The organism is Blautia faecis, from assembly GCF_027662325.1.
GTDB classification, from domain to species: domain Bacteria; phylum Bacillota; class Clostridia; order Lachnospirales; family Lachnospiraceae; genus Blautia_A; species Blautia_A faecis.
Window position 1 is genome coordinate 12,247 of record NZ_JAQDKY010000007.1, and the last position, 24,838, is coordinate 37,084.

Consider the following 24,838-nt stretch of genomic DNA (forward strand, 5'->3'; position numbering starts at 1 on the left):
ATTATCCCCTTTCTGCCACTACACCTGGCTCTACATCATCAAATGTAAAGCTGGTCAGCGGGCCTTTTGACTCAGCATCTGCTCCTGCCTGATATTCGCCGTAGAAGGTATCAATATCCTTGATGAACTTACGGTTAAACAGATGAAGCGGAATCCCCTGCGGGCAGACACGGCTGCACTCACCGCAGTCTGTACATCTTCCTGCAACGTGGAATGCACGGATAATGTGGAACATTTTTTCTTCAAAGGAATCCACATTTGCCTTCTGCGCACTGTCAAACTTGTTGCTGTCGAATACACATTTACGACAGCTGCAGGCTGGACATGCATTGCGGCAGGCATTGCAGCGGATACATTTGCTCAGCTCCTTCTGGAAAAATGCGAAGCGCTCTTCCGGGCTCATCTTCTCAATTTTCTCCACCTCTGCAAAACGGTCTGCATCCTTTGTATCCTTGGATTCGCCGATGATCTCGTCGTAGATCATGTGCTCTTTTCCTTTGCATACATGGCAGCGCTCCAGCATTGCATCCTTGTAAGCGACTGTTTTGTCACCATAGATTGTGGAAATGTTAAGTTCTTCACAATCATCGGTAAGCTCAGCGCCGGAAATGCTCTGGATTCCCTTGATGCCCATTTTACGAAGCTTCTCCACATCCAGCTTGCCTTTACAGCCAACACCGATAATGTAGGCTTTTTCACGGTCTACACGGTGCTCCTTGATCAGCTGGTTGAAGCTGTAGGTATCACAAGGCTTCAGACAGACAAGGGTTTTTCCCTCTAATTTGGAAGCCTCGATCATCATTTTACTTAAGTTCTGTCCGCAGAAACCATTATAGACAAATTCGTCCAGGCTTTCTGCAGTTTCGAAATATGCTGCTTCCGGATTGTAAGGCAGGTCTCCGGCTTTCCAGCCAAGAACACGTACTACGGTTCCATCAGCCAGCAGTTCTTTTGCACGAGCGATCAGTTCCTGCATCTTAAATCCTCCAATCTGACGTTTTTACCCAGAGAATGGATTTTTTCCACAAATTCATTCATGGTCTGGGAGAATTTTACACCTTCTGCGGCAGATACCCACTCTACACGGGTACGGCCATTTTCCACACCAATGAAGTCCAGCATGGAGAAAAGAAGTGTCATACGTCTTCTCGCGTAATAGTTTCCGGTTGTGTAATGGCAGTCTCCCGGGTGACAGCCGCACATGATCACGCCGTCAGCACCTTTTTCAAAGGCACGGAGGATAAACATTGGATTTACACGGCAGGAGCATGGTACGCGGATGATCTTTACATCAGCCGGATAAGAAAGACGGCTGCTTCCTGCAAGGTCTGCACCTGCGTAGCTGCACCAGTTACAGCAGAATGCCACGATCTTCGGTCTGAATTCTTCTTTTGCTTCTATCGACATATTGCATCTACCTCCGCTAAAATCTGTCTGTTGGAGAATCCCTGGAGATCCATTGCTCCGGACGGGCAGGTTACAGTACATGCACCACAGCCCTGGCAAAGAGCATTGTTTACAACAGCAATTCTTCTTGTCTCACGGATTCCGTGGTCATTTACCTGTTTTTCCTCATAGGAAATCGCACCATACGGACACACATTTGCACACTGGGAGCATCCGTTGCAAAGAAGCTCGTCAGAATGTGCGGTACATGGGTTGGTGGTCAGCTTGTCTTTTGCAAGAAGGCCGATTGCCTTTACTGCTGCTGCGCCAGCCTGTGCAACTGTCTCCGGAATATCCTTTGGTCCCTGGCAGACACCGGAAAGGAAAATACCAGCTGTAGGGGACTCTACCGGACGAAGCTTTGCATGTGCTTCTGTGAGGAAATTGTTGGTATCAATACTTGCGGTAAGCATAGTTGCAATTTTTCTTACATCCTTGTTTGGCTCGATGGCAGCTGCAAGAACCACCATATCAGCCTCCATAAGGATCTGTTTATTTTCAAGCAGGTCAGAAGCCTGAACCATAAGAGTTCCATCCGGCTGTGGGATTACCTTTCCAACCTGGCCTTTTACATAATTTACACCGTAGTCTTCAACAGCTCTTCTGTAGAACTCATCGAAGTTTTTGCCTGGAGTACGAACGTCAATGTAGAAAACAGTTACATTTGTATCCGGGTATTTGTCACGGATCAGCATTGCATGTTTTGCAGTGTACATACAGCAGATCTTGGAGCAGTAGCTCTTTCCTCTTTCATCAGAGCAACGGCTTCCCACACACTGCACAAATACAATGTTTTTCGGAGCTTTTCCATCGGAAAGTCTCTCAAGATGCCCCTTTGTAGGTCCTGCTGCATTCATGATACGCTCAAGCTCAAGAGAGGTGATAACGTCCTTACTCTGGCTGTAAGCGTACTCATCATATTTATCCAGCGGAATCACGTCAAAACCGGTTGCAACCACGATTGCACCATATTTCTGTGTAACGATCTCATCCTTCTGCTCATAATCAATTGCACCTGCGGCACAAACCTTGGAGCAGACACCGCATTTTCCGGTTTTAAATTTGGTACAATGCTCGCGGTCGATTACCGGAACATTTGGGATAGCCTGAGCGAACGGAATGTAGATAGCACTTCTGTTGTTCAGACCGCGGTTAAATTCGTTTGGATTTTTCTTGGACGGACATTTCTCAGAACAAACGCCGCATCCGGTACATTTGCTCATATCCACGCTTCTTGCTTTCTTGCGGATATCAACGGTGAAGTCACCTACAAAGCCGCTTACCTTCTCAACTTCACTGTATGTATAGATGTTGATTTTCTCATGTGCTGCTGCCTCTACCATTTTCGGTGTAAGGATACACGCGGAGCAGTCCAGAGTTGGGAAGGTCTTGTCCAGCTGGGACATTCTTCCACCGATACTTGGAAGCTTCTCCACAATATCAACCTCATAACCAGCCTCTGCAATGTCAAGGGCTGACTGGATTCCGGCAATACCTCCGCCGATTACAAGAGCACGTTTGGTTACAAGGCTCTCGCCTGGCTGAAGAGGAGCATCCAGATTTACTTTTGCGATTGCGGCTCTTGCAAGGATCACTGCCTTTAAGGTAGCCTCTTCCATATCCTTGTGGATCCAGGAGCAATGCTCACGGATATTGGCAATCTCTACCATATATGGGTTTAATCCCGCTTTCTGTGCTGCCTTTCTAAAGGTAGCCTCATGCATACGCGGGGAACAGGAACAGACTACGATTCCTGTCAGATTTTTTTCATGGATGGCGTTAATGATCTTGGCCTGTCCTGCTTCGGAGCACATGTACTGATAATCTTCCGCATGAACAACGCCTGGCTCTTTTGCTGCCATCTCTACTACTTTTTTTACATCAACTGTGGCTGCAATATTGGTACCACAATGACATACGAATACACCTATTCTCTGCACCTGTTTTTCACCTCCTGTATCTTCTGAATGCACTTACCAGCAGCTGCTGCGGTGTGTCTTCATCAAGCAGCTCCGGAATTTCGTCTGCGGTCAGATAGTTCTGCCCACGCTCGCGGACAACCAGCTGTCTGGCTGCGTCGATCAGTTTTCCCGGTTTAACATCTCTTGGACAGCGTTCTACACATGCAAAGCAGGAGAGGCATTTCCATAAGGATTTTGACTGTGCAAGAGCTTCAATGTCGCCGTTCTGTACATAAGTTACAAACTGGTGAGGCTTGATATCCATCTCGTTAAATGCAGGACAGGTTGCGGAGCATTTGCCGCATTTCATACATTTCAGGGGATTTACTCCGGAAATTTCTTTGATTCGCTCTGCTGCATTCTGGGTATTTCCATATGTATAAGCCATTACTTCGCCACCTCCTCTTTTACTCCGAGAGCTTCTGCAAGAAGTTCTGTAAAATAGTAAACAGGAAGATCGCCGTTTCCGTTCTTTTTCAGGTTATACATGCAAAGTGGACAGGCTGTGATCAGCATATCTGCTTCAAAGCCCTTTGCACTGTCCATGATCTTTTCACACATATTCTGTGCCATTTCTTTTTCTTTCAGGGAAATGTAGCCGCCGCAGCACTCATTGCGGTATGGGTATACCACAGGCTCTGCGCCAAGGGCACGGATGAAGTCTTCCATAATGGTGGGATTCTCCGGATTATCAAATGCCATGATCTTTCCTGGTCTTAAAAGAAGGCAGCCATAATATGCACCGATTTTTTTGCCAGTTAAAGGATTTACCACTTTCTTTTTGATCTCATCAAATCCAACTTCATCACGGAGTACTTCCAGATAATGAAGGACATTTGTCTCTCCTTCATATGGAGTATCCAGTTTCAGATAATTATTTGCTCTGGTGCGGATGTCGTCCACGTTTTTCATGTCGTCGTTCACACGTTTGAGCACATGATGACAGGCTGAACAGACTGTGATCAGATCCTGTCCTTTTTCTTTTGCGTCATTTAAAGCCCGGACGGAAGAAAGTTTGGTGGCAATCTCATCGCTGCCAAGAGGATATACGCCGCCGCAGCACTGCCAGTCTTCTATCTCTTCCATTTCGAAGCCCAGTGCTTTTGCAGAAGCTCTGGCATAGGCATCCAGATCTTTTGCCTTATTCTTCAGGGTACATCCTGGATAATAACTGTACTTCATGCTTCTTGTTCCTTTCTTGTCACTGTTCACAAAATATGCTTTTCTAAATTCATATAGGTAAACAGCAGCTATTTGGGTTGCTTTCGCAAAGTGGAACCCGACTTACCGCTTTCCACGATAGAAGCCGGGATGTCTTTGCTGGTATAGTTGAATGTAATGCTTCGATTCTGCACTTGAAATTATTTTTTTCTTTACAAAATGCACTCTACAAAGCTAAGGTGAAAAATTACTGTTTCTTCCGTTCACATCTGTCTGCTTCGCGGAATAATATCTGGGAACAATAACTTTTAAAGCTCAATCTGTGCGATTACTTCCTTCAGGGCATCGGCACTCTTCTTCAGCAATGCAATTTCCTCTTTATTCATACGCATCTGAACTTTTCCCTGTATTCCATTTGGTCCTACAAGAGTAAGGGTACTCAGGCACACATCTTCGATTCCATACTCACCGTGAAGCATGGAGGATACGGTTGCAAGGGAATCGGAAGCTGCCAGGATCAGACCTACCAGCTGGCAAACGGTAGCAGATACTGCGTAGAAGGTTGCGCCTTTCTTTGCAATAACTTTTCCGCCGGATTTCTGTACATATTCCAGCATGGCTTCTTTATCCAGAGGTTTCACATCCTTGCCGTGAGCTTTCATTTCTTCATAATACTCATCTGTGCTGAGACCGGAAATGTAAGCGCCGGTCCATGGAATGAAGGAGGTGTCGCCGTGCTCGCCAAACACATAAGCGTGGATATTTCCCTGGGCTACTTTGAAGTGCTCGGAAAGTCCATAGCGAAGTCTTGCTGTATCAAGAATAGTTCCGGATCCCATGATCTGATTCTCCGGAAGACCGGAAATCTTGGTAAATACATAGGTCATAATATCTACCGGGTTGCTTACAATAATATACTTTGCGTCCGGAGCTTCTTTTACGATCTGAGGAGTGATGCTCTTCAGAATGTTTACGTTTGTCTGAGTAAGCTCAATTCGTGTCTGTCCTGGTTTACGGGCGATTCCGGAAGTAATGATCACGATGTCTGAATCTTTGGCATCTGCGTAATCTCCGGCCACCAGAGATACAGGGCTTCTAAAGCAGGTTCCCTGCTCAATGTCCATAACCTCTCCTTCAACCTTCTCCTTGTTGATGTCGATCAGAACAATCTCGGAAGCGATCTCATCGTGTGCCAGTGTGTAAGCGATAGTGGAGCCAACGCTTCCAGCTCCGATAATGGTAATTTTGCTGCTCATAAAAAACTCCTTTCATGGGGTTGTGGGATTGTGTCAACTTTTCCCTCTGTTTTGTTACTTTTCCGTGGGATTGGTTGGTTTTCCCTGTGTGATGTCTTTTGTTTCTTGTTTATTTTTTAACAATCACAGTTAGAAAAAAAGCGGGTAAAAACTTTATTTTCTGCCTTGTGACATGGCCTAAACCAGAAACACAGAGAATTTTCTTCCTGTTTTCCTGGTTCAAGTCATGTCACTATGTGTTTCTTGACAAACAATTCTCAACAAAAGGACTTTTCCCTCTTCGTCTCCGCATAAAATATTGGTTTTCTCCGCTCTCATTAAGATACCACAATGACAATCTTTTAACAACTGTTTTTTGAAATTTTTATCATTATTTTGGGGCTTTTACATATTGCATAAATATAGGAGCTCTGTTTTGTATGATTTTATGTAGGTTACTTCTGTAAATCCCATTGTCCCCAGATTGGCGTCTCCCTTTTTCAGATATGCATTAATTTCCTTATTATTTACAATTTCCTGGTACTTCAAGTAGATCAGTTCTCCTTTTTATCCTTTTTAGCTTTTTTCTCAGGATAATTATAAGGGGAAAAAAGCATGTTGTTGTCTTAGCCATGTAAAATTTTGTTTAAATTTTGAGAAGAAGAAAGCACCTGTCGGTTACGATTCGACAGATGCTTTTTTCTAAAGCATGTTTAAAAAATTATATATCTCACCAATGCTTTTTTCCTACCCGAATCAGCAGGCGTACAGCTTCACAATATTCTTCAGATTCTCCACAGCATAATCCATTCCTTCAACGGTAATGTGTTCGCATGGTCCGTGGAAGGCATAGCCGCCGGTTCCAAGGTTCGGACAGGGCAGTCCCATGAAGGAAAGCCTTGCGCCATCTGTGCCGCCGCGGATTGCAACTGTCTTAGGATTCAGCCCGGACTGCTGGACGGCTTTCTTGGCGTTATCGATCAGGTGCATGCAAGGCTCGATCTTCTCTTTCATGTTGCGGTACTGTTCTTTGATGATGAGGGTTACGGTACCTTCGCCGTATTTCTCGTTGAGAAGCTTGACGATATGTCTCATCAGCTCCTGGCGGCAGGCGAACATGGCGCTGTCGTGGTCACGGATAATGTAGTCAAGGCTTGCAGAAGACACATCTCCGCTCATTTCACAGAGATGGAAAAATCCCTCATACTCTTCTGTGTTCGCTGGGGTATCTCCTGCCGGAAGCATGTTATTGAACTCCATGGCAACCAGGGCTGCATTGATCATGGTGTTCTTACTGCTGCCCGGGTGTACAGAAAAGCCTTTGATCTTTACTTTCGCACCTGCGGCATTGAAGTTCTCATACTCGATCTCATTCTCCGCACCGCCATCTACAGTATAGGCAAAATCTGCTCCAAAGTCTTCTACATCGAAGAAGTCTGCGCCGCGGCCCACTTCTTCATCCGGGGTAAAGCCGATACAGATTTTTCCATGAGGAATGTTCTCTGTGATCACCTGCTCTGCCATAGTCATGATCTCAGCCACACCAGCCTTGTCATCTGCACCAAGAAGGGTGCTTCCGTCGGTGGTGATCAGGGTTCTTCCTTTTAAAGATGCCAGATGTGGGAAATCTTTCAAGGTAAGAGCATATTCACTGTCTCCCAACTTTACATCACCGCCGTCGTACTCCGGGATGATCTGTGGATTTACGTTTTCTCCGGAGAAATCAGGTGCTGTGTCCATATGTGCGATAAAGCCGATGGCTGGTTTCTCTTCCAAGCCTTCTGTAGCCGGGATCACGCCATAAACATAGCACTTGTCATCAATGCGCACGTCCTGAACCCCTATTTTTTTCAGTTCCTCTGCCAGCTGGTTTCCCAGGTCAAACTGACGGCTGGTGGATGGCACGTTCTCCTGCTCATCCTCGCTTGTGGTATATACTTTCACATAATTTAATAAACGTTCGTATGCACGCATTTTTGCTTTTCTCCTTCTCATGTATTCTTTATTTTCAAGCAGCTCGGCTAAATAATTTTACAGCTCTTCCAGTTTCTCCAGTTCCCCGCCAAATGAAGTATCCATACATTCTTCAAAAGACGCTTCCTTCTTCATCTTCTCCAGTGCCACTCCCGCCTTCTTTACAGTCTGCACCGTTCCGGCACCTGCTATGCAGCCGCCAGGACACGCCATGCCTTCCAGCAGATATCCGTTGTATTTCCCTGCTTTGGCTGCCATCAGCATCTTTTTACACTCCTGAAGTCCGTTAGCACTGACTACCTTCACCTCGCGATCCGGATCCATTCGCTTTACAGCTTTCACAACTGCGGCTGCCACACCGCCGCTAACAGCGAAGCCACGACCGTCACTACTGGCCTGGGTAAGAGGCTCTTCCTCCGGAAGGCTGGCGAAATCAACGCCCTTGGCATCAAACATGCCTTTCACCTCTTCAAAGGTGAGAACGAAGTCCACATAGCTTCGAACCGACTTACGGCTTGCCTCCAGCTTCTTGGCTGCACATGGTCCTACAAACACGATCTTGCAGTCTGGCTCTTCCTGCTTCAGAAGTCTGGCAGTCAGTACCATGGGAGTAAGCGCCATGGAAATGCAGTTGGCAAGCTGTGGAACCGTCTTTTTTGCCATAACAGACCATGCCGGGCAACAGGAGGTTCCCATAAACGGAATTTTCTCCGGCACTTCCTTCATGAAGTCCTTAGCCTCCTCAATGGTGCAAAGATCTGCACCCACAGCCACTTCCTTAATATCCGTAAATCCAAGCGCCTTAAAAGCTCCCCGAAGCTGGGTATTCTTCAATTCCGGTTCAAACTGACCTGCCACAGCCGGCGCTACAATGGCATAAACTGGTGTATCACTTTTTAATGCCATAATGGTCTGATAAATCTGTCCCTTATCTACAATGGCACTGAACGGACAGCTTACCAGGCACATTCCACAGGAAACACACTTGTCATAGTCGATCTCTGCTCTGCCATACTCGTCTGAATGGATGGCATTCATTCCACAGGCCTTGGCACACGGACGCTCCTGCTTGATAATGGCATTATATGGACAGGATTCCAGACACTTTCCACATTTGATGCATTTCTCCTGATCGATCACAGACCGCCCGTTTTCCATGTGGATAGCCTGCTTGGGACAGACCTCCTGACAAGGATGTTCCAGACAGCCCTGGCAGCCCTCTGTGACAATCACACGCTTCTCCGGACAGGAGTTGCAGGCGAATTTAATAATATTGATAAGGGGCGGCTCATAATATTTCTCTTCGATCAAGCTGGCTTCTACGCCCTTGGAAATTGGCGCATGCTCGGAAATGTTTCGAAGAGGCAGTCCCATTGCCACACGCAGTCTCTCTCCTACGATAGCTCTCTCCAGAAAAATACTGTCACGATATGTTGCAATCTCTCCTGGAAGAATTTTGTACGGAAGATCATCCATCTCTTTCTCAATGTCGCCCTCATAGGCAAGCCGGGCAATTTCAGTAAAAATCTGGTGTCTGATTTTTGTCTTTGATGAGTATAGTCCTCTCATTCTTTTTCTCCTTATGCTGTAGTATTTTGCACCAGCCAGATTTTACCGCAATCAATCTAACTGTCTTTATAAAGTTTTCTTTCTCCGCTTTTTTAAATAGTTGATATAAATTCATCAAGTATTTATTATACCACCTATCATACAAAAAAATTATAATTTAAGCAAATCTTTTTCCAATTTCTTTTCCTGGAGCATGTATGAAAAAGGCTTTCTTTTAGTGTGTTGAAAGTTGTTCAAATGTGTCCCTCCTGAAGAACTTTTCACCCTCCCAACACATTAAATAAGAAATGCGCGCAAAAAAAGACACTGTACAGATTTCTCCACACAATGTCTTTCTTCAAAATTTTCACATAAAATATTATTTCATCCACCTATCTGGCAATCCAGATCACAGACGGAATGCACTGCTTTTTTCAAAAGTTCCATATGCTTCGGTTCTGGAGGAAGTATCTCCGGCAGCTTGTATTCTCTTCCAAGCCAGTCGTACTTATCCTGTCCCAGACGGTGATAGGGAAGAAGGTGAATCTTCTTCACACCTGGCAATGTAGATGCAAAGGAAGCAATAGACTTGATTTCCTCCACACTGTCATTGAACGTTGGAACGACAGGTACACGAATCACCAGATTGGTCTGGCCAGAAAGAGCTACCTTTCTGGCGTTCTCCAGAGCCAGTCCATTGGGCTTGCCTGTAAACTGCTTATGCTTCTCCTGATTGGTATGCTTGATATCCATCAGGTAAGTATCCAGATAAGGCAGTACCATCTCTATATTTTTCCAGGGAACACAAGCCATACTCTCGATAGCTGTATTAATTCCACGCTCTTTCGCTGCGCGAAGAAGGTCACGGGCAAATTCCGGCTGACAGAGACATTCGCCGCCGGAAAGTGTCATTCCGCCGCCGGAACGGTAGTAGTATGGGCGATCCTTCTCTACCAGTTCGATCATCTCGCGGACAGTTACGTCTCGTCCCATGGTCTTCACGCCGTCTGGAGTTTTCATTGTCTGGATCTTATATTCCTGGGATTCCGGATTGCAGCACCACTGGCATCTGAGCACACAGCCTTTCAAAAACACAATGGTACGGATTCCAGGACCGTCATGGATGGAATAACGCTGGACGTCGAAAATACGCCCTGTAGTGTCTAAATATTCCATAGATATCTCCATTATACGGAAGTGCCAGCAGACTTCTCTTAACGAAGCCACCAGCAATTCCATTTATATTTTTCGCAGAAAGTTTCCATTCACATCCACACTTATCATCTCGCTAAGAAGTGAGCTATGGGGCAATTATAACTCTCCTGCATAAGAGTCTGCTGACTTTCGTTTTAGAATCCCTGCTCAGTTCTTCTGATAATGTCATCCTGCAGAGATTTGGAAAGTGTGGTAAACAGTGCACTGTAACCAGCCACACGTACAACCAGATGCTTATAGTTCTCCGGATGTGCCTGTGCATCCAGCAGTGTCTCTCTGCTTACAACGTTAAACTGCATATGCATTCCCTTCTGATCGAAGTAGGATCGGATCAATGCAACGAACTTCTCAAGACCCTCACGTCCAGACAATGCTGACGGATGGAATTTCTGATTGAACAAAGTACCATTGGATACGATAAAGTGATCCAGTTTCGCAACAGAGCTTGCTGCTGCAGTAGGTCCGTTCACATCCTTGCCTGCGGATGGGGAAACACCATCTGCAACCGGAGTGTGTGCATATCTTCCATCTGGTGTAGCACCAGTCTGTCCGCCAAGGGGTACGTTTGCAGAAACCGGATAAAGTCCTGCCTGGTACTGTCCACCACGTGGGTTCTTAAAGTTCTGAAGCGGTCTTGTATATGTGTAAGCCACATCTCTTGCGAAGTAGTCCACTTCCGGAATATCATTTCCGAATTTCGGAACTTCTGCGATCATATCGTGGATTTCCTGGTATCTTGCCATCTTCTCAGGTGCCATCTGGGCATTCATAACAGATTTCAGGACAGCTGCTGCAGTATCCGCATCAACCTTGGCACCGCTCTCGGTCATCTCTCTTAAGATGCCGGTTGTGATCTCTTTCACAGACTGCTCATCCAGGCCTTTGCCATAGTTCCATGCAAGAGCTTCCTTCAGCTCCTCCATCGTAAACTTCTTCTCTTCATAGACCAGCTGACGAATTGCATACAGGGAATCTGCCATGTTTGCAATACCAAAGCCCTGGGGACCGGTAAAGTTATAAACTGCACCGCCTTCCTGTACGGTCTTTCCACGTTTGATACAGTCATCGATCATACTGGAAAGGAATGGAAGCGGACAACGCTTTGCATGAGCCACGTCAATGGCATTATCTGCATTTACAAGAAGGGAAATGCAGTACTCCATCTGTTTCTTGTATGCATCATAGAATTCATCGAATGTAGCCATCTGGGTTACATCGCCGGTAGGAATTCCGACCATCTCGCCCTGATCCATACCATTGGCAAATACAAGCTCCAGCGGACGGCACATATTAAAGAATGCTGCATCATGCCATCCCTCTGTCTTACCTGCTTTCTGTGGCTCTACGCAACCGATGATATTATACTCACGGGCATCTGCAAGGGAAAGTCCTCTGTTCTGCAGTGCTGGGATGATTACCTCGTCGTTATAATAAGCCGGAAGTCCGATACCCGTTCTGGTAAGCTCTGCTGCCTTGATCAGAAGGTCATGAGGAGAACCATTCCATACACGGATGGAAAGGGACGGAGCCGGAAGATGTACATGCATGGATGCCTCAATACACATAAAGGAAAGGTCATTGGTCACATCATTGCCATCTTTATCCTGACCTCCTACGATCAGGTTCTGGAACAGACTGTAGCCTGCGAAGCCTTCTGCGGAAGCAGCATCACGGACTTTATTCAGGTCATTTAATTTTACCCAGATGCAATCAAGAAGCTCCTGGGCTGCTGTTCTGGTAATCGCGCCGCTCTCAATATCCTTCTTATAATAAGGATACATATACTGGTCGAAACGTCCTGGGGAAATGGAATGTCCGCTAGACTCCATCTGGAGAAGCTGCTGCACAAACCAGAAGGACTGACACGCCTCCCAGAAATTGGTAGCTCCCTTCGCCGGAACCTTGCTGCAATTGGATGCAATCACAAGAAGCTCTGCTTTACGCTGTGGATCTGTACATTTCTCTGCCATTTCAAGGGCAAGCTTTGCATATCTGTCTGCATAATCAATCACTGCCTGGCAGCTCATGATAACTGCTTCCAGGAAACGGGAACGCTCTGCGTAATCTCCATCCCCCACATTGCATTTATCCAGCTCAGCCTGTGCTTTTGCCATAATGCCTTCGTATCCGATTTCAAGAACTTCCCAGTATTTTACGGTAACATGTCCTACACCATTATAGAAATAGTTACCCGGGGTGAAGATATTATGGTCGATCGCGCGAATTGCTTCCGGTGCCATGTAAGCAGTTGCCAGCTCACTGGTGGTTTTGCCCTTCCAGTATTTATGAGCTTCCCGAAGGTCTGCCTTGGCCTGCTCTGAGATATAGAACGGATCGGCAGTTCTGGTAGCAACCGTATCCAGCTCGTCTTCCAGCCACTGGAATGAGAATTCCGGGAATGTCTGACATCCTCTTGGTGCAATGGAGTTACTTCCCACGATCAGTTCCTCATCACGGATGATGATCGGAATATTATGTAAAATGTGGGCAAAAGCTTTCGCTCTTCTGGTAATGATCGGCTGGTCTTCGGTCTCTTTATAGGACTCTGTGATCAGCTTGGCTCTGTAAGACTCGATCTCTGGCATTTTTGCATAGAGATGATCAACCAGACGGGTAATTCTGGAAGATTTGGGAATCTCACTTGAATTGTATTTTTCCATGGTTCTCCTTTCTCATGGATGTCCCGGCATATGAAATAATATTCTGTATCTCCAAAACACAATATTCTCTCTGTCGGCAACATAAATGTCCGTTGTTCCATGACATAGTTTTCTATGCTCATTATACGTCATTCGCTATGCGATGTCAACATAATTCAACACTAGTTTTGTTGTTTTAGTTGGTGTTTTTGGTTTGTTTTTGTGGTTTTTCGTTGTTTTTATTAAGATGCCAGATTAAACAAAAAGCGTTTTCCGATTTTCATATTTTGATTTCGGAAAACGCTTTTCAAATTATATCTCCACACAAATTATATAGCAGTTCAGTGCCATACGTTGAAAGTTATCAATTTATTTGAAATATATGTGTATTCTTTCTCTCTGCCCCGTCTTGATATTTTCAGCCAATGCAACAGCAAGAAATCCAGATCCTCCTGCAACTTTTATTTTGCTGCCATTTGGTGACATCTTTGCTACACCCCAGTTACTTCTTGCATACGATATTCCCCCTCTGAGTTTCCAACCTTTTTTCAGATTAAATTTAAATGCGATACTCTTATTTTTATATTTGGAATAACGCAGATTATAAATTGCATTCTTTTTAAAAGCAGTTCCTTTAATTGTGAGCTTTCCCACCTTTGCAGAAGAAACAGGATTTACATATTTATACACGGTAAATGTACATTTGTAAGTTTCCCGTTCAGTTTTCACAGTAATAGTTGTTGTGCCAGCTTTTTGGGGCGTAGCCCAAATAGCATTATCCTTTATCTTTACAGTTGCAACTTTTGTATTACTGGATTCCACAACTACTTTTCTTTTTCCAATGTAGGCAATAAGTTCATCCGGATTGTAGCATCTGCGATTTTCCATAGTTTTAGAAGAATAAATAGTTGCATTTGTCTTAAGAATTTTAAATACCTCTTTTGCGTAAGCAGGCACGGTCATTGCAAACATCATAGCAAATGTCAGCACAACCGTTATTATTTTTTTTAGTGACTTTTTCATTTTCAACACTCCCTTCATGATATGGACATTACAGAATACAATATATATATACATTTTTGATTTTATAACAGTTTATACCCATTTACAATCTGTGCCAAAACGTGTGCGCAATTCTTTTGCGGGTTTGTCACATTCTGTTTTTTATCAATAAAAAAACTGCCATATCAGATTTCTCCAATACAGCAGTTTCCTCATCTTCTTATTTACCAGCTATGTAAAATACCAGTGCCTCATTCACATCTTAGTGGCAGTGTCCGCCGCAGCTTCCACAATTACCATTGCAGCCTTTTCCGCTTTTTTTATCCTTCACAATACTTCTCACTGCCAGACCTGCTATTACGACTACGATAGCACCAACAACTACTGTTCCCATATGATACTCCTTTCAGATTACCTATAAGCTCCTTTATGTTGTTAGTATATTCTAACATTCATTAGATGTCAATATTTATTTTATATTCCTTACACATTCAGCTTCATCTGTCCGTCTTTAATATATCCCATATTTCGCATTCCGCGGTAAATCACATAGGATAACAGTCCCGGAAGTAGGAAGTGGAACAATACAATTTTCAGAATTACCAGCACCGGTGATTCTGTTGCCACCATAGTCTGGTAAGTCATGATCTGTCCAACCAGACCTGAGGTTCCCATTCCGGAGCCTGTCGCATTGTTTGTCATATGGAAAGGCCCGATAATGGCAATTGGGCCTAAAATAGCAGATGCCAGTGTAGGAGGCAGCCAGATCAGCGGACGCTTCATAATATTAGGGATCTGCAGCATGGAGGTTCCGATTCCCTGGGCAAAAAGACCGCCCACGCCATTATCCTTAAAACTTGTCACTGCAAATCCAACCATCTGACAGCAGCATCCGATCGTTGCCGCACCCGCTGCCACGCCATTCAGCCCCAGAATAATTCCAAGAGCTGCAGAACTAATTGGCAAAGTCAGTACCATTCCCATAATGACAGAAACCACAATTCCCATCAAGATTGGCTGCTGCTCAGTTCCCCAGTTTACCAGATTGCCAAGCCATGTCATGAAGTTTGATACTCCCGGTCCTACCAGTATCCCTACAGCACCACCGGAAAGGATGGTGATTGCTGGTGTAATAAGAAGATCCAGTTTTGTTTTTCCGGCAACCAGCCTCCCAATCGTAATTCCCACATATGCAGCCACAAACGCTCCAAGAGGCTCCCCAGGACCGGATAACACTAATGCCCCTGTATCAGACAACAGGGTTCCTGCAATAAGGTTTGATGCATAAGCCCCAATCATTCCTGCTGCCGCAGCCGACAACAGCACATAAGTAGATTCCCGGAATTTATACGCAACACCGATGCCGATTCCGGCACCTGTAAGCCTCTGGGCAACCACTGCAAATGCACTTAAATAAGTGCCATATGTACCGCCCATCAAATCACCAATCTGTTTCAAAATAGTTCCGATGATCAAAGTAGAAAACAACCCCAAAGCCATTCCGCTTAAACCATCAATAAAAATATTGTTTAAAACCTTCTTTATCGCTTTCATACTCTCTCCTTGTCCCCACCATCTAAAGCATGTAAAAAATTAATCTTGCAATCTGCAAAATACACCGAAAAGTGGGGCATGCAGACTGCGAGATTGTTTTTTCCGAACACGCTCTAATATAGATCCATCTTCTTCCTTCCCAGTTCAAGAAATACCTTCGTCCCTTTTCCAAGCTCCGACTCTATCCTGATTCCGTGATCCAGCCTTTTCATAATCTTTCCGCAAAGATAAAGCCCAATTCCAGTAGACCTGTTCTCTTCACGTCCATTATAGCCAGTAAACCCCTTTTCAAAAACCCGGGGCAAATCTTCGGCACGGATTCCAATTCCAGTATCTTCGATCACCAGCGTATGCGGCCTGGATTTGCTCATATAGATGGATATTTTTCCTTTTTTTGTGTATTTCAGTGCATTTGATAAAATTTGTCCCAACACAAAGCCAAGCCATTTTTCATCTGTAAGCACCGTTTCCGATACCTCTTGATACTCCAGAGAAAGCTTTTTCCCAATAAATATTCTGGCAAATTTGTGAATCTGCTCACGAATCAGAGAATCCATATCCATTTCCTCAAATCGGATGTCTGAAGCCATATCCTCCGTTCGAAGATACCCCAGCACCATCTCCACGTACTGCTCCACCTTAAAAAGCTCATTCAGAATCTCCTGAGGTCTGGGCTTCTCTTCCTGAAGAAGCAGTCTTGCTGCAGCAATAGGTGTTTTGATCTGGTGAACCCACAGCGTATAAAAGTCTGTCAATTCTGTACCAAAAGCACTTCTCTGATTTTCAGCCTCTATTCTCTTCTCATCCAGACTACGGCAGATTTCCCGGTAAATAGCCTCATTTTCATTCTCCGGAGCCTCCAGATATTCTTCTGAAAAATTGCCGCAGTCTCTTATGTAAAGCAGACTTTCCTGCTTTTTCCGGTATTTATGGTAATCCCACATAAGCCCCAGGCCTGTCAGCAGCATTTCAAAAACCGCCACATAACCTACAGGCTCCAGCGGAATATCATACAGAAAAAGGATTCCAGCCGTTACCGCTGCCATAAGTAAAGCCAAAACACCTGTTTTCCATCTGGTTTTCAGATATTTAATCATACCATGTACCCCAGGCCTTTTTTGGTGATAATGAAGTTCTCTACACCCAGACCTTCCAGCTTCCGACGGATTCTTGTGATGTTTACTGTCAAAGTATTGTCATCCACAAAGCTGTCGCTCTCCCACAGTTTTGTCATAATCGACTCTCTGGATACAACATGCCCCTGATGTTCAAATAGTATCTGCAATATCTTCAATTCGTTTTTCGTCAGGTCTGCAAGCTTTCCATCCACTGAAATCGTCCCATTTCCAGGATTCAGCACTACGCCGCCCCTTTCCAGAAGACTGTTGTTCTGACCAAAGGCATAGGTTCTGCGAAGCACAGCCTGCACCTTCGCAGTTAACACATCCAGATCAAAAGGTTTCGCGATAAAATCATCTGCACCCCGGCTCATGGCCATTACCATATTCATATTGTCAGCCGCTGAAGACAGAAACATCACTGGTACCTGTGAAATTTTGCGGATTTCCTCACACCAATGAAAACCGTTAAAAAACGGCAGTTTCAAATCCAGCAGCACCAGCTGTGGATCTTTTTGCACAAACTCCTGAATCACATGAGTGAAATCTTCGATCTGAAAGACCTCATATCCCCAGGATTCCAAATGTCGCTTTACTATCTGTACAATAATTTCGTCATCTTCTATTATTAAGATTTTATACATTTTTAATCAAGTTTTCTTCTAAACGGACATGTCTGCCTGCGCAGACATCACCCCAAATGAAAGTCGATTGTTCCGCGCCTTTAGCGCTACCGCGCAGGACTTTTATCCTAAATATGCCTTCAGTAATTTCAGTGTATTCTTCGCTCCATCCCTGTGTGACCGCTCGTATCCATGAGATGCGTAAACTCCCGGTCCGATCAGACCATGCTTCATATCATAGCCTGCTTTCAGTGCCGCATCCACATCAGAGCCATAATGAGGATACACATCCACAGCAAACGCAATGTCATTCTCCTGTGCAGCCTTGATCAGACCGGAAACCACCTGGTAATCATATGGTCCCATACTGTCCTTAGCGCAGATTGAAACCATGGTTTCATCACATTCCAGGCCTTTTCCAACACATCCCATATCTACGGAGATCATCTCTGTCACTCCATCTGGGATAGCGGCACATCCACCATGTCCCACTTCCTCATAAGAAGTGATCAGTACATAAATGGTACGCTCTGTCTGAATTTCTTTCTCTTTCAGATATTTAGCATAGCCGAGAAGAATAGCAGTGCTGAATTTATCATCAAGGAAACGGCTCTTGATGTATCCGCTCTCAGTCACAACTGTCCTTGGATCAAAGCAGACAAAATCGCCTGTCATGATTCCAAGTTTTTTCACATCCTCTTTATTCTTCACCGGCTCATCAAGAATGGTCTCCATCGTCTCATAAGTACGTTTGGTATCGCTATACTCGCCGTTTACATGAACAGACGCATTCTCCAGCTGGAAAGTTGCATCATATACTTTGCCGGACTTTGTATAAACCTTACAATTCTCAGCCTCTGCATTGTTTGGATTCATACCGCCGATATTAGTCAGTTTCAGATGTCCGTTGTCCATGATCTGGCAGACCATTCCGCCAAGAGTATCCATGTGAGCTGCCAGAACCACTGCATTCTCATCGTCTTTTCCTCCAAGCTTTACGAGCACAGCGCCCTTCTTGGTAATCTGAGGCTTATAGCCAAGATTCTCAAATTCTTTTTTCACAAATTCGGCTGCCATGTGTGTGAAGCCGCTTGGGCTTGGCACTGCAAGCAGATCCTGTGCTGTTTTCATAACATAATCTGTGTATTTTCCCATGATATTCTCTCCTGTTTCTTACGAATTTTAATCTTATCATCTATCGTTCTTCACTTTTTGTATAGCAATGCACTTCACAGAAATTACTTTTAAGCGATAACATTATATTTACTTATTATCCTCAAATGTGATAACTTTATAGCCCATACTTTTTGCCAGTTCCACGGGTCTGGCTGCGTCACATAAGCTTCCCATGAATTTCCTGCGGCACTCTGGCTTTCACCAGAATTCCAGTATCTGTGTACTCCTCCGAAAGCAGCTGCCCATATTCCCGGATCAGCTGGATCTTGCCAGCCTCCTGATAGGTAAAAAGCTTTTCCACATAAATCTGCTCTTCGGAAAGAATTTTCCCCAGAAGTGCCTTTAAATCCTCAAGGCCTTCCCCTGTTTTCGCAGATACCTTCAAAGTGTGGTCTGCATTGCTGTCGCGCATACGGATAGCCGCTCCCATATCCACCTTATTAAACAATGTAATGGTCTTTTTCCCCTGAACTTCCAGCTCCTGCAAAGTGTCGTAAACCACTTCCATCTGCTGCACCGCCTGGGGATTGGAGCAATCCACCACATGAATGATGTAATCCGCGTACCTGGCTTCCTCCAGCGTACTCTTAAACGCCTCAACCAGATTGTGTGGCAGCTTACGGATAAATCCAACCGTATCGGTAAGCAGGATCTGCTGTCCGTCATCCAGCGTCAGAGCCCGCGTAGTCGGATCCAGAGTGGCAAAAAGCTTGTCCTCGGAAAGAACACCTGCGCCTGTCAAAGTGTTCAGTAAAGTGGATTTTCCCGCATTGGTATAGCCCACGATCGCCGCAGTCTTCATCTTTCCCCGGGTACGTCCGGTACGGAGCAGTTCTCTGTGCTTCTCTACCTGGGAAAGCTCTTCCTTCAGCGCTGTGATTCTCTTTCGGATCAGACGTCGGTCGCTCTCCAGCTTCTTCTCTCCAGGACCTCGGGTTCCGATTCCTCCTCCAAGTCTGGACAAAGACGCACCTAGTCCTACCAGTCTGGATGCTCTGTAACGGAGCTGTGCAAGCTCAACCTGAATCTTTCCCTCGCTGGTAGTGGCATGTTTTGCAAAAATGTCAAGGATCAGAAGAGTTCTGTCCATTACCTTACATTCCAGCTCATGCTCCAGATTGTTCATCTGTGCCGGGGAAAGTTCATCGTCACAGATGATTCCTGTAGCATCCGTGGCCAGCATAAGAGCACGTACCTCCTCGATCTTTCCTTTTCCAATATAAGTTCCAGGATGTACAGTCTCACGGTTCTGGATAATTTTTCCCACTGTCTGGGCTCCGGCAGTATCTGCAAGCTCCTCCAGTTCATCCAAGGATTCTTTCACATTGTCGTTCTCGTCCAGCTGAACGCCAACCAGAATCACCTGCTCCTGTATTTCTTCAATATATTCCATAAATCCTCCTTCCGGATCATCCATAAACTAACTTTCAGTTACTTTTCTATCTGAAAATCATCTGTTAGAGTATAACACAAACCCATTCCTTTTGGGAGAGGTATATTTCAGTTACTGTTCACTGGTAACGTTCCGCGAGGCGTTTTTTGTGAACATAGTTCACAGAAAACTCGAGAATTGCGGCGCGAAATCATGCGAATGCATGATTTCTGTGCATCGCGAAGCGCGTTACTGTGAACGGAGTGAACAGTAACATATTTCAAATCTGAAAACAACAACTACAGTTCAGATCTCATATAGTATATAATAATAGTAAAAGACCCAAAAAGGAGGAACCTATGAAAAAGAAAAATCTCAAAACTCTTGCAGCATGCCTTTGCCTGTCCTGTACACTCCTGACAGGTACTCTTCCCACCCAGGCAGCTGCTCGGACATCTGTTTCCCAAACTGCGAAATCTTCTTCCACTGACACCAATAAGAAGCCCCATTCCGGTAAGGGACAGGCTTCCAGTTCCTCTTCTGGTACCTGGAAGACCAGCAAAGGCCGCCACTACTATTACAATGCCCGCGGCAAGAAAGTCAAAGGCAAGGTCAAAATCGGATCCCGCTATTACTTTTTTGACAAAAATGGAATTCAGCGTTACGGCTGGAAAAAAATCAAAAATAATTACTACTTTTTCCGTATCAGCACAGGAACCACCGGCGCATACATGCTGACCTCCACCACTATAAATGGTATCGCCCTTGATGCTTCCGGACGTGCCAGCAAATCCGGTTCTAACCTGCGCAAGCTGAAGCTAATGACAGAAGCGAACAAGATTGTAGAAAAGATCAGCAGACCAGGAATGAACAAAATGCAGCGCCTCCGTGCCAGCTTTGATTACGTCAAGAAGCAGTACACCTACTATTGCTGGCGTGAATTCAGGAATACACAGGACTGGGAAAAGGATTTCGCCGAAGATATGTTTTTCCGCGGCGGACGAGGTGACTGTGTTTCCTATGCAGCAGCTTTCGCCTACCTTGCAAACGCTGTAGGAATGAAAAAAGTTTATGTAATCTGCTCCGGCGGTCACGGCTGGGCTGAAATTGGTGGAAAGATCTATGATCCTGACTGGGCGCTTGTAAGCAGCGTGGATTCCTACTTTGCAATGTCCTACGATCTCAGTGGCGTGAACGGCCGCCCTATGTACCGAGGCAACCGCCTTTATGTAAAAAAAGTCTGAGAGTATTACCAAAAAAGGATTTGAAATCCGGCATTCAATATTGCCTCAGATTTCAAATCCTTTTTATAATTATAAAAATAACTTCAGGAGCCTACTCTGTTTCCTATTCATTACTTCCAGTCCTGGATTTCAGGAAATCAAGCTCTTTCGCAGCTTCTTCATCCTCCGGATACATTCCGACATAAGATACAGCTTTCTCCTGTGCTGTAGAAAAATCCAGTTTCTTCTCATAAGCTACAATTTCATTAAATAACAAGCTCTGCATTTCATCATCGGAAGCAATGGTAATTCCGCTGCTGATATTTTCCAGGGCAGAATCATAGCTTCCTTCTGCCATATCACACACTGCCAGTCCATTGTATCCCTGTGCGGCAGTCTGTGTCTGATTCCCGGACGTATCATCCAGCTTCTGATTGATATACTGCTGGTACATTGCACGGGCATTTGCGTAATCTGACTGAGCGCCATAGACCATTCCAAGAACCAGAAGTGCCTCTGTACTTCCCTGATTGGAAGCATCTGTCAGCTCCTTCTGGGCATTGGTATAATCTCCCATATAGTAATAGATTCTTCCCCGGCTGCAAAGATCCTCTGCTCCCTTTGCCTCTGTGGACAAAACAGCCTCCAGATACCTGGTTCCATCCGCTTCCATGTCCTTATCCAGGTACGTCTCGTAGATCTGGATGGCCCGGTCATAGCTGGAATCTTCCCCATATGCCTGCTCAAAATCAGAGGCAGCTTCATCATAGCCATCCATTTCCAGGGCAACCTTTCCAGTAAGAAACCAGGCATCTGCATCCATCTCATAATTCTGGGCAAGCACCTGACAGTCTGCCATGGCATCATCCAGATACCCAGCCTGCAAACGTGCTGTAGCGCGATACAGATACAGGTCCCGGGCCATACTTTTACTTACTTTCTCCTCGCCAAGAGCACTGGTAAAGGCAGTAATGGCATCCTCATAATTTCCCAGACGCAGCTGACAGATTCCAATCCCGCGGTAAGACACTGCAGGCTTCACACCATTATTCACAGAAGTAGTAAATTCATCCAGCGCATACTCATAGCTGCCCTGCTCCAGATCTTTCTCTGCTTCCTTAAAAATCTGCTGTTTTTCATTATCACAGCCAGCCAGAAGGGAAAGCCCCATGACCGCTGTCAATATTAATGCTGTTTTTCTGATTTTCATTCTCAACCAACAATCAGCCCTTCGGCTTCCATTACTTCCACAACACTGTCTACATACTGATGGCAAAGCTCATCTGTCTCGGCCTCCACCATAACACGGATCAGCGGCTCTGTACCGCTCTCACGGACCAGAATACGTCCGGAATCGCCAAGTGCCTTTCCTGCCGCTTCGACTGCTTCAACCACCTTCGGGTTCTCACGCGCAGTCTTCTTATCTGCTACACGTACATTTCGAAGAACCTGAGGATAAACCTTCATCTCTTTGGCAAGATCACATAAAGTAGACTTCTTATCTACACATGCTTCCATGACCATAAGAGAAGTAAGGATACCATCACCTGTAGCTGCATAGCGGCTGAAAATAATATGTCCGGACTGTTCTCCACCAATGCTGTAGTTATTTGCCATCATATTCTCGGCAACGTATTTGTCACCAACTGCAGTCTGCTCATAACGCATTCCTTCACGCTCCAGAGCTTTGTAAAGTCCCATATTGGACATCACTGTGGTAACAACAGTATTTCCATTCAGTTTCCCCTGCTCTTTCAGATATTTACCGCAGACATACATAATCTTGTCACCATCGATGATATTTCCACGATGATCAACTGCGATACAACGGTCAGCATCTCCATCATAAGCAAATCCGATATCCAGGCCATTGTCTATCACATATTTCTGAAGGACTTCGATATGGGTGGATCCACAGTTTGTATTGATGTTAGTTCCATCCGGCTGATTGTTGATCACATAAGTTTTCGCCTGAAGTGCCTCGAAAACACTTTTTGCAATTGCGGATGAGCTTCCGTTGGCACAGTCAAGTCCGACTTTTACATTTTTGAAATCACGGCTTGGAATGGAGATCAGATATCCGATATAGCGGTTTCGTCCGGAAGCAAAATCAACAGTACGTCCAATGTCTTCTTTGCGTGCAAGAGGAAGCTCCTCGATCTCGCCATCAATGTAGGCCTCAATACGCTCCTCGATCTCAGCCTCAATCTTCTGTCCGTTTCCATTCAGAAGCTTGATTCCATTATCATAGAATGGGTTATGGCTTGCGGAAATCATAATACCGCAGTCAAAATCCTCTGTACGAACCGCAAAGGATACACTTGGAGTAGTGGTTACATGCAGAAGATAAGCATCTGCTCCGGAAGCGGTAAGTCCTGCAACAAGGGCATACTCAAACATATAGCTGCTTCGTCTGGTATCTTTTCCGATTACGATCTTCGCCTTATGGTCACGTCCATAATACCAGCCTACATAACGTCCTACTTTAAACGCATTATCAACTGTCAGCTGAACATTCGCCTCACCACGAAATCCGTCTGTTCCAAAATATTTTCCCATATCTAATTATCCTCCTTGCTTATTACACCTGAAAGCATATATGAATCATACATTCTTTTCCATATTTTCAGGCAAAACTGCAAACAATTACAATATACAGTATCCGATAATCTTATTTGTAAAGTCCGTTTGGATATACGCCAGCCTCGGTAAGCTCTTTAAAGGCTTTGATCACAACCTCTTTATCTTCCTGGTAAGTTACACCAAACCAGGTATCCTTTGTCTCAAGCACATCCACCTGGGCAGTTCCCTTCTGGATCAATGTATCGATCATAACCGGAAGAAGATACTCTGCCTTGATATCACCAGCTTTTACATTCTGAAGAAACTCTACAAATCCATCGTATAAAGTATCCATAAACGCAGGAGTCAGTCCCCACATGTTCATGGAAACAAGCTCATTTAAATCAAGCTTCTCTGCCGGCTGTCCATCTTCGCGGCTCTCAGCGCCATCTGCTGTTTTAAAAATGTTGTGTGTCTCGGTAACCCCTGTAAGCTTGCCGTCTGTAATGTGGCAAAGTCCTCTTGTAACACTTCCATTATCGCTTAAGGTGTTTCCAAGACGGAAGCCTGCCATACAAATATGCAGGACATCATCTGCCGGCTTCTCCTGAACCAGATAATCATGTACTTTTACGTATGCTTCCTTTCCATAGTAGTCATCTGCATTGATAACTGCAAATGGCTCTGTAAGGAACTCTCTTGCGCAGATAACAGCATGGCCGGTTCCCCATGGTTTGGTTCTGTCTGCCGGTTTCACAAAGCCTTCCGGAAGCTTCTCCATTTCCTGATATGCATACGCAACTTCTGCGATCTTCTCTACTCTTGCACCAATGGTGCTTTTAAATTCTTCTTCCAGATCCTTACGGATAATAAATACAATTTTATTGAAGCCAGCCTCCAATGCGTCTCTGATGGAATAATCCATAATGATCTCACCATTTGGTCCAACTGGTGCAAGCTGCTTGATTCCATTTCCAAATCTGCTTCCAACTCCGGCTGCCATAATTACAAGAGCTGTTTTTTTCATAG

General features: G+C 45.0%; 22 protein-coding genes. 1 reads left to right on the forward strand and 21 read right to left on the reverse strand.

What is annotated here, in order from left to right; genetic code table 11:
• Position 1: 1 nt before the first annotated feature.
• From PGQ38_RS05220 to hflX, 18 genes are all read right to left on the reverse strand, one after another.
• On the reverse strand, positions 2 to 976 hold the full coding sequence (locus tag PGQ38_RS05220) for a 4Fe-4S dicluster domain-containing protein (RefSeq protein WP_118578140.1): 975 nt from the start codon (positions 974 to 976) through the stop codon (positions 2 to 4).
• On the reverse strand, positions 964 to 1,407 hold the full coding sequence (locus tag PGQ38_RS05225; RefSeq protein WP_118578139.1) for a hydrogenase iron-sulfur subunit: 444 nt from the start codon (positions 1,405 to 1,407) through the stop codon (positions 964 to 966). The genes PGQ38_RS05220 and PGQ38_RS05225 overlap by 13 nt, the downstream gene beginning before the upstream one ends.
• Complete coding sequence (locus PGQ38_RS05230) at positions 1,398 to 3,386, reverse strand: CoB--CoM heterodisulfide reductase iron-sulfur subunit A family protein (RefSeq protein ID WP_173718187.1); 1,989 nt, start codon at positions 3,384 to 3,386, stop codon at positions 1,398 to 1,400. The genes PGQ38_RS05225 and PGQ38_RS05230 overlap by 10 nt, the downstream gene beginning before the upstream one ends.
• 7 nt (positions 3,387 to 3,393) lie before the next feature.
• Positions 3,394 to 3,795 carry a 4Fe-4S dicluster domain-containing protein gene (locus PGQ38_RS05235; RefSeq protein WP_118578137.1) on the reverse strand — a complete coding sequence of 134 codons (402 nt, stop codon included), beginning with the start codon at positions 3,793 to 3,795 and terminating at the stop codon, positions 3,394 to 3,396.
• Positions 3,795 to 4,589 carry a CoB--CoM heterodisulfide reductase iron-sulfur subunit B family protein gene (locus tag PGQ38_RS05240; protein WP_118578136.1) on the reverse strand — a complete coding sequence of 265 codons (795 nt, stop codon included), beginning with the start codon at positions 4,587 to 4,589 and terminating at the stop codon, positions 3,795 to 3,797. Before PGQ38_RS05240 ends, PGQ38_RS05235 begins: the two co-directional genes overlap by 1 nt.
• Before the next feature lie 287 nt (positions 4,590 to 4,876).
• Positions 4,877 to 5,824, reverse strand: a complete 948-nt coding sequence (locus tag PGQ38_RS05245) for an L-lactate dehydrogenase (RefSeq protein ID WP_204452664.1) — start codon at positions 5,822 to 5,824, stop codon at positions 4,877 to 4,879.
• Between the two features lie 384 nt (positions 5,825 to 6,208).
• Positions 6,209 to 6,352 (reverse strand): hypothetical protein, encoded by a 144-nt coding sequence (locus PGQ38_RS05250; RefSeq protein WP_204452662.1) that lies wholly within the window; start codon positions 6,350 to 6,352, stop codon positions 6,209 to 6,211.
• Between the two features lie 207 nt (positions 6,353 to 6,559).
• Positions 6,560 to 7,777 carry a peptidase T gene (gene pepT, locus PGQ38_RS05255; RefSeq protein ID WP_148461087.1) on the reverse strand — a complete coding sequence of 406 codons (1,218 nt, stop codon included), beginning with the start codon at positions 7,775 to 7,777 and terminating at the stop codon, positions 6,560 to 6,562.
• Positions 7,778 to 7,834: 57 nt separating this feature from the next.
• Positions 7,835 to 9,346 carry a 4Fe-4S dicluster domain-containing protein gene (locus PGQ38_RS05260; protein ID WP_118578133.1) on the reverse strand — a complete coding sequence of 504 codons (1,512 nt, stop codon included), beginning with the start codon at positions 9,344 to 9,346 and terminating at the stop codon, positions 7,835 to 7,837.
• Between the two features lie 363 nt (positions 9,347 to 9,709).
• Positions 9,710 to 10,501, reverse strand: coding sequence for a glycyl-radical enzyme activating protein (locus PGQ38_RS05265; RefSeq protein ID WP_195589674.1), 792 nt, complete (start codon positions 10,499 to 10,501; stop codon positions 9,710 to 9,712).
• A 173-nt stretch (positions 10,502 to 10,674) separates the two neighbouring features.
• Positions 10,675 to 13,200: a glycyl radical protein gene (locus tag PGQ38_RS05270; protein ID WP_204452660.1), complete on the reverse strand. Its 2,526-nt coding sequence runs from the start codon at positions 13,198 to 13,200 to the stop codon at positions 10,675 to 10,677.
• Between the two features lie 348 nt (positions 13,201 to 13,548).
• Positions 13,549 to 14,202, reverse strand: a complete 654-nt coding sequence (locus tag PGQ38_RS05275; RefSeq protein ID WP_148461083.1) for a hypothetical protein — start codon at positions 14,200 to 14,202, stop codon at positions 13,549 to 13,551.
• A gap of 241 nt (positions 14,203 to 14,443) precedes the next feature.
• Positions 14,444 to 14,575, reverse strand: coding sequence for a FeoB-associated Cys-rich membrane protein (locus PGQ38_RS05280; protein WP_148461082.1), 132 nt, complete (start codon positions 14,573 to 14,575; stop codon positions 14,444 to 14,446).
• A gap of 89 nt (positions 14,576 to 14,664) precedes the next feature.
• Positions 14,665 to 15,735: a PTS sugar transporter subunit IIC gene (locus PGQ38_RS05285; protein WP_204452658.1), complete on the reverse strand. Its 1,071-nt coding sequence runs from the start codon at positions 15,733 to 15,735 to the stop codon at positions 14,665 to 14,667.
• 113 nt (positions 15,736 to 15,848) lie between these two features.
• Positions 15,849 to 16,832 (reverse strand): sensor histidine kinase, encoded by a 984-nt coding sequence (locus PGQ38_RS05290; RefSeq protein WP_270430964.1) that lies wholly within the window; start codon positions 16,830 to 16,832, stop codon positions 15,849 to 15,851.
• Complete coding sequence (locus tag PGQ38_RS05295; protein WP_118578126.1) at positions 16,829 to 17,497, reverse strand: response regulator transcription factor; 669 nt, start codon at positions 17,495 to 17,497, stop codon at positions 16,829 to 16,831. Before PGQ38_RS05295 ends, PGQ38_RS05290 begins: the two co-directional genes overlap by 4 nt.
• Positions 17,498 to 17,599: 102 nt before the next feature.
• Positions 17,600 to 18,631, reverse strand: coding sequence for a M42 family metallopeptidase (locus PGQ38_RS05300; RefSeq protein WP_270430965.1), 1,032 nt, complete (start codon positions 18,629 to 18,631; stop codon positions 17,600 to 17,602).
• A 178-nt stretch (positions 18,632 to 18,809) separates the two neighbouring features.
• A complete protein-coding gene (gene hflX, locus PGQ38_RS05305) occupies positions 18,810 to 20,045 on the reverse strand; it encodes a GTPase HflX (protein WP_118578125.1) in 1,236 nt (411 codons plus the stop codon).
• 338 nt (positions 20,046 to 20,383) lie between these two features.
• Here hflX and PGQ38_RS05310 point away from each other — a divergent pair, with 338 nt between their 5' ends.
• Positions 20,384 to 21,268 carry a transglutaminase domain-containing protein gene (locus PGQ38_RS05310; protein WP_270430966.1) on the forward strand — a complete coding sequence of 295 codons (885 nt, stop codon included), beginning with the start codon at positions 20,384 to 20,386 and terminating at the stop codon, positions 21,266 to 21,268.
• Between the two features lie 103 nt (positions 21,269 to 21,371).
• Here PGQ38_RS05310 and PGQ38_RS05315 read toward each other — a convergent pair whose 3' ends face one another.
• From PGQ38_RS05315 to PGQ38_RS05325, 3 genes are all read right to left on the reverse strand, one after another.
• Positions 21,372 to 22,457, reverse strand: coding sequence for a tetratricopeptide repeat protein (locus PGQ38_RS05315; RefSeq protein WP_270430967.1), 1,086 nt, complete (start codon positions 22,455 to 22,457; stop codon positions 21,372 to 21,374).
• Between the two features lie 2 nt (positions 22,458 to 22,459).
• On the reverse strand, positions 22,460 to 23,806 hold the full coding sequence (gene glmM, locus PGQ38_RS05320; RefSeq protein WP_148461077.1) for a phosphoglucosamine mutase: 1,347 nt from the start codon (positions 23,804 to 23,806) through the stop codon (positions 22,460 to 22,462).
• A 112-nt stretch (positions 23,807 to 23,918) separates the two neighbouring features.
• On the reverse strand, positions 23,919 to 24,836 hold the full coding sequence (locus PGQ38_RS05325; RefSeq protein WP_195992894.1) for a sugar phosphate nucleotidyltransferase: 918 nt from the start codon (positions 24,834 to 24,836) through the stop codon (positions 23,919 to 23,921).
• Positions 24,837 to 24,838 lie beyond the last annotated feature (2 nt).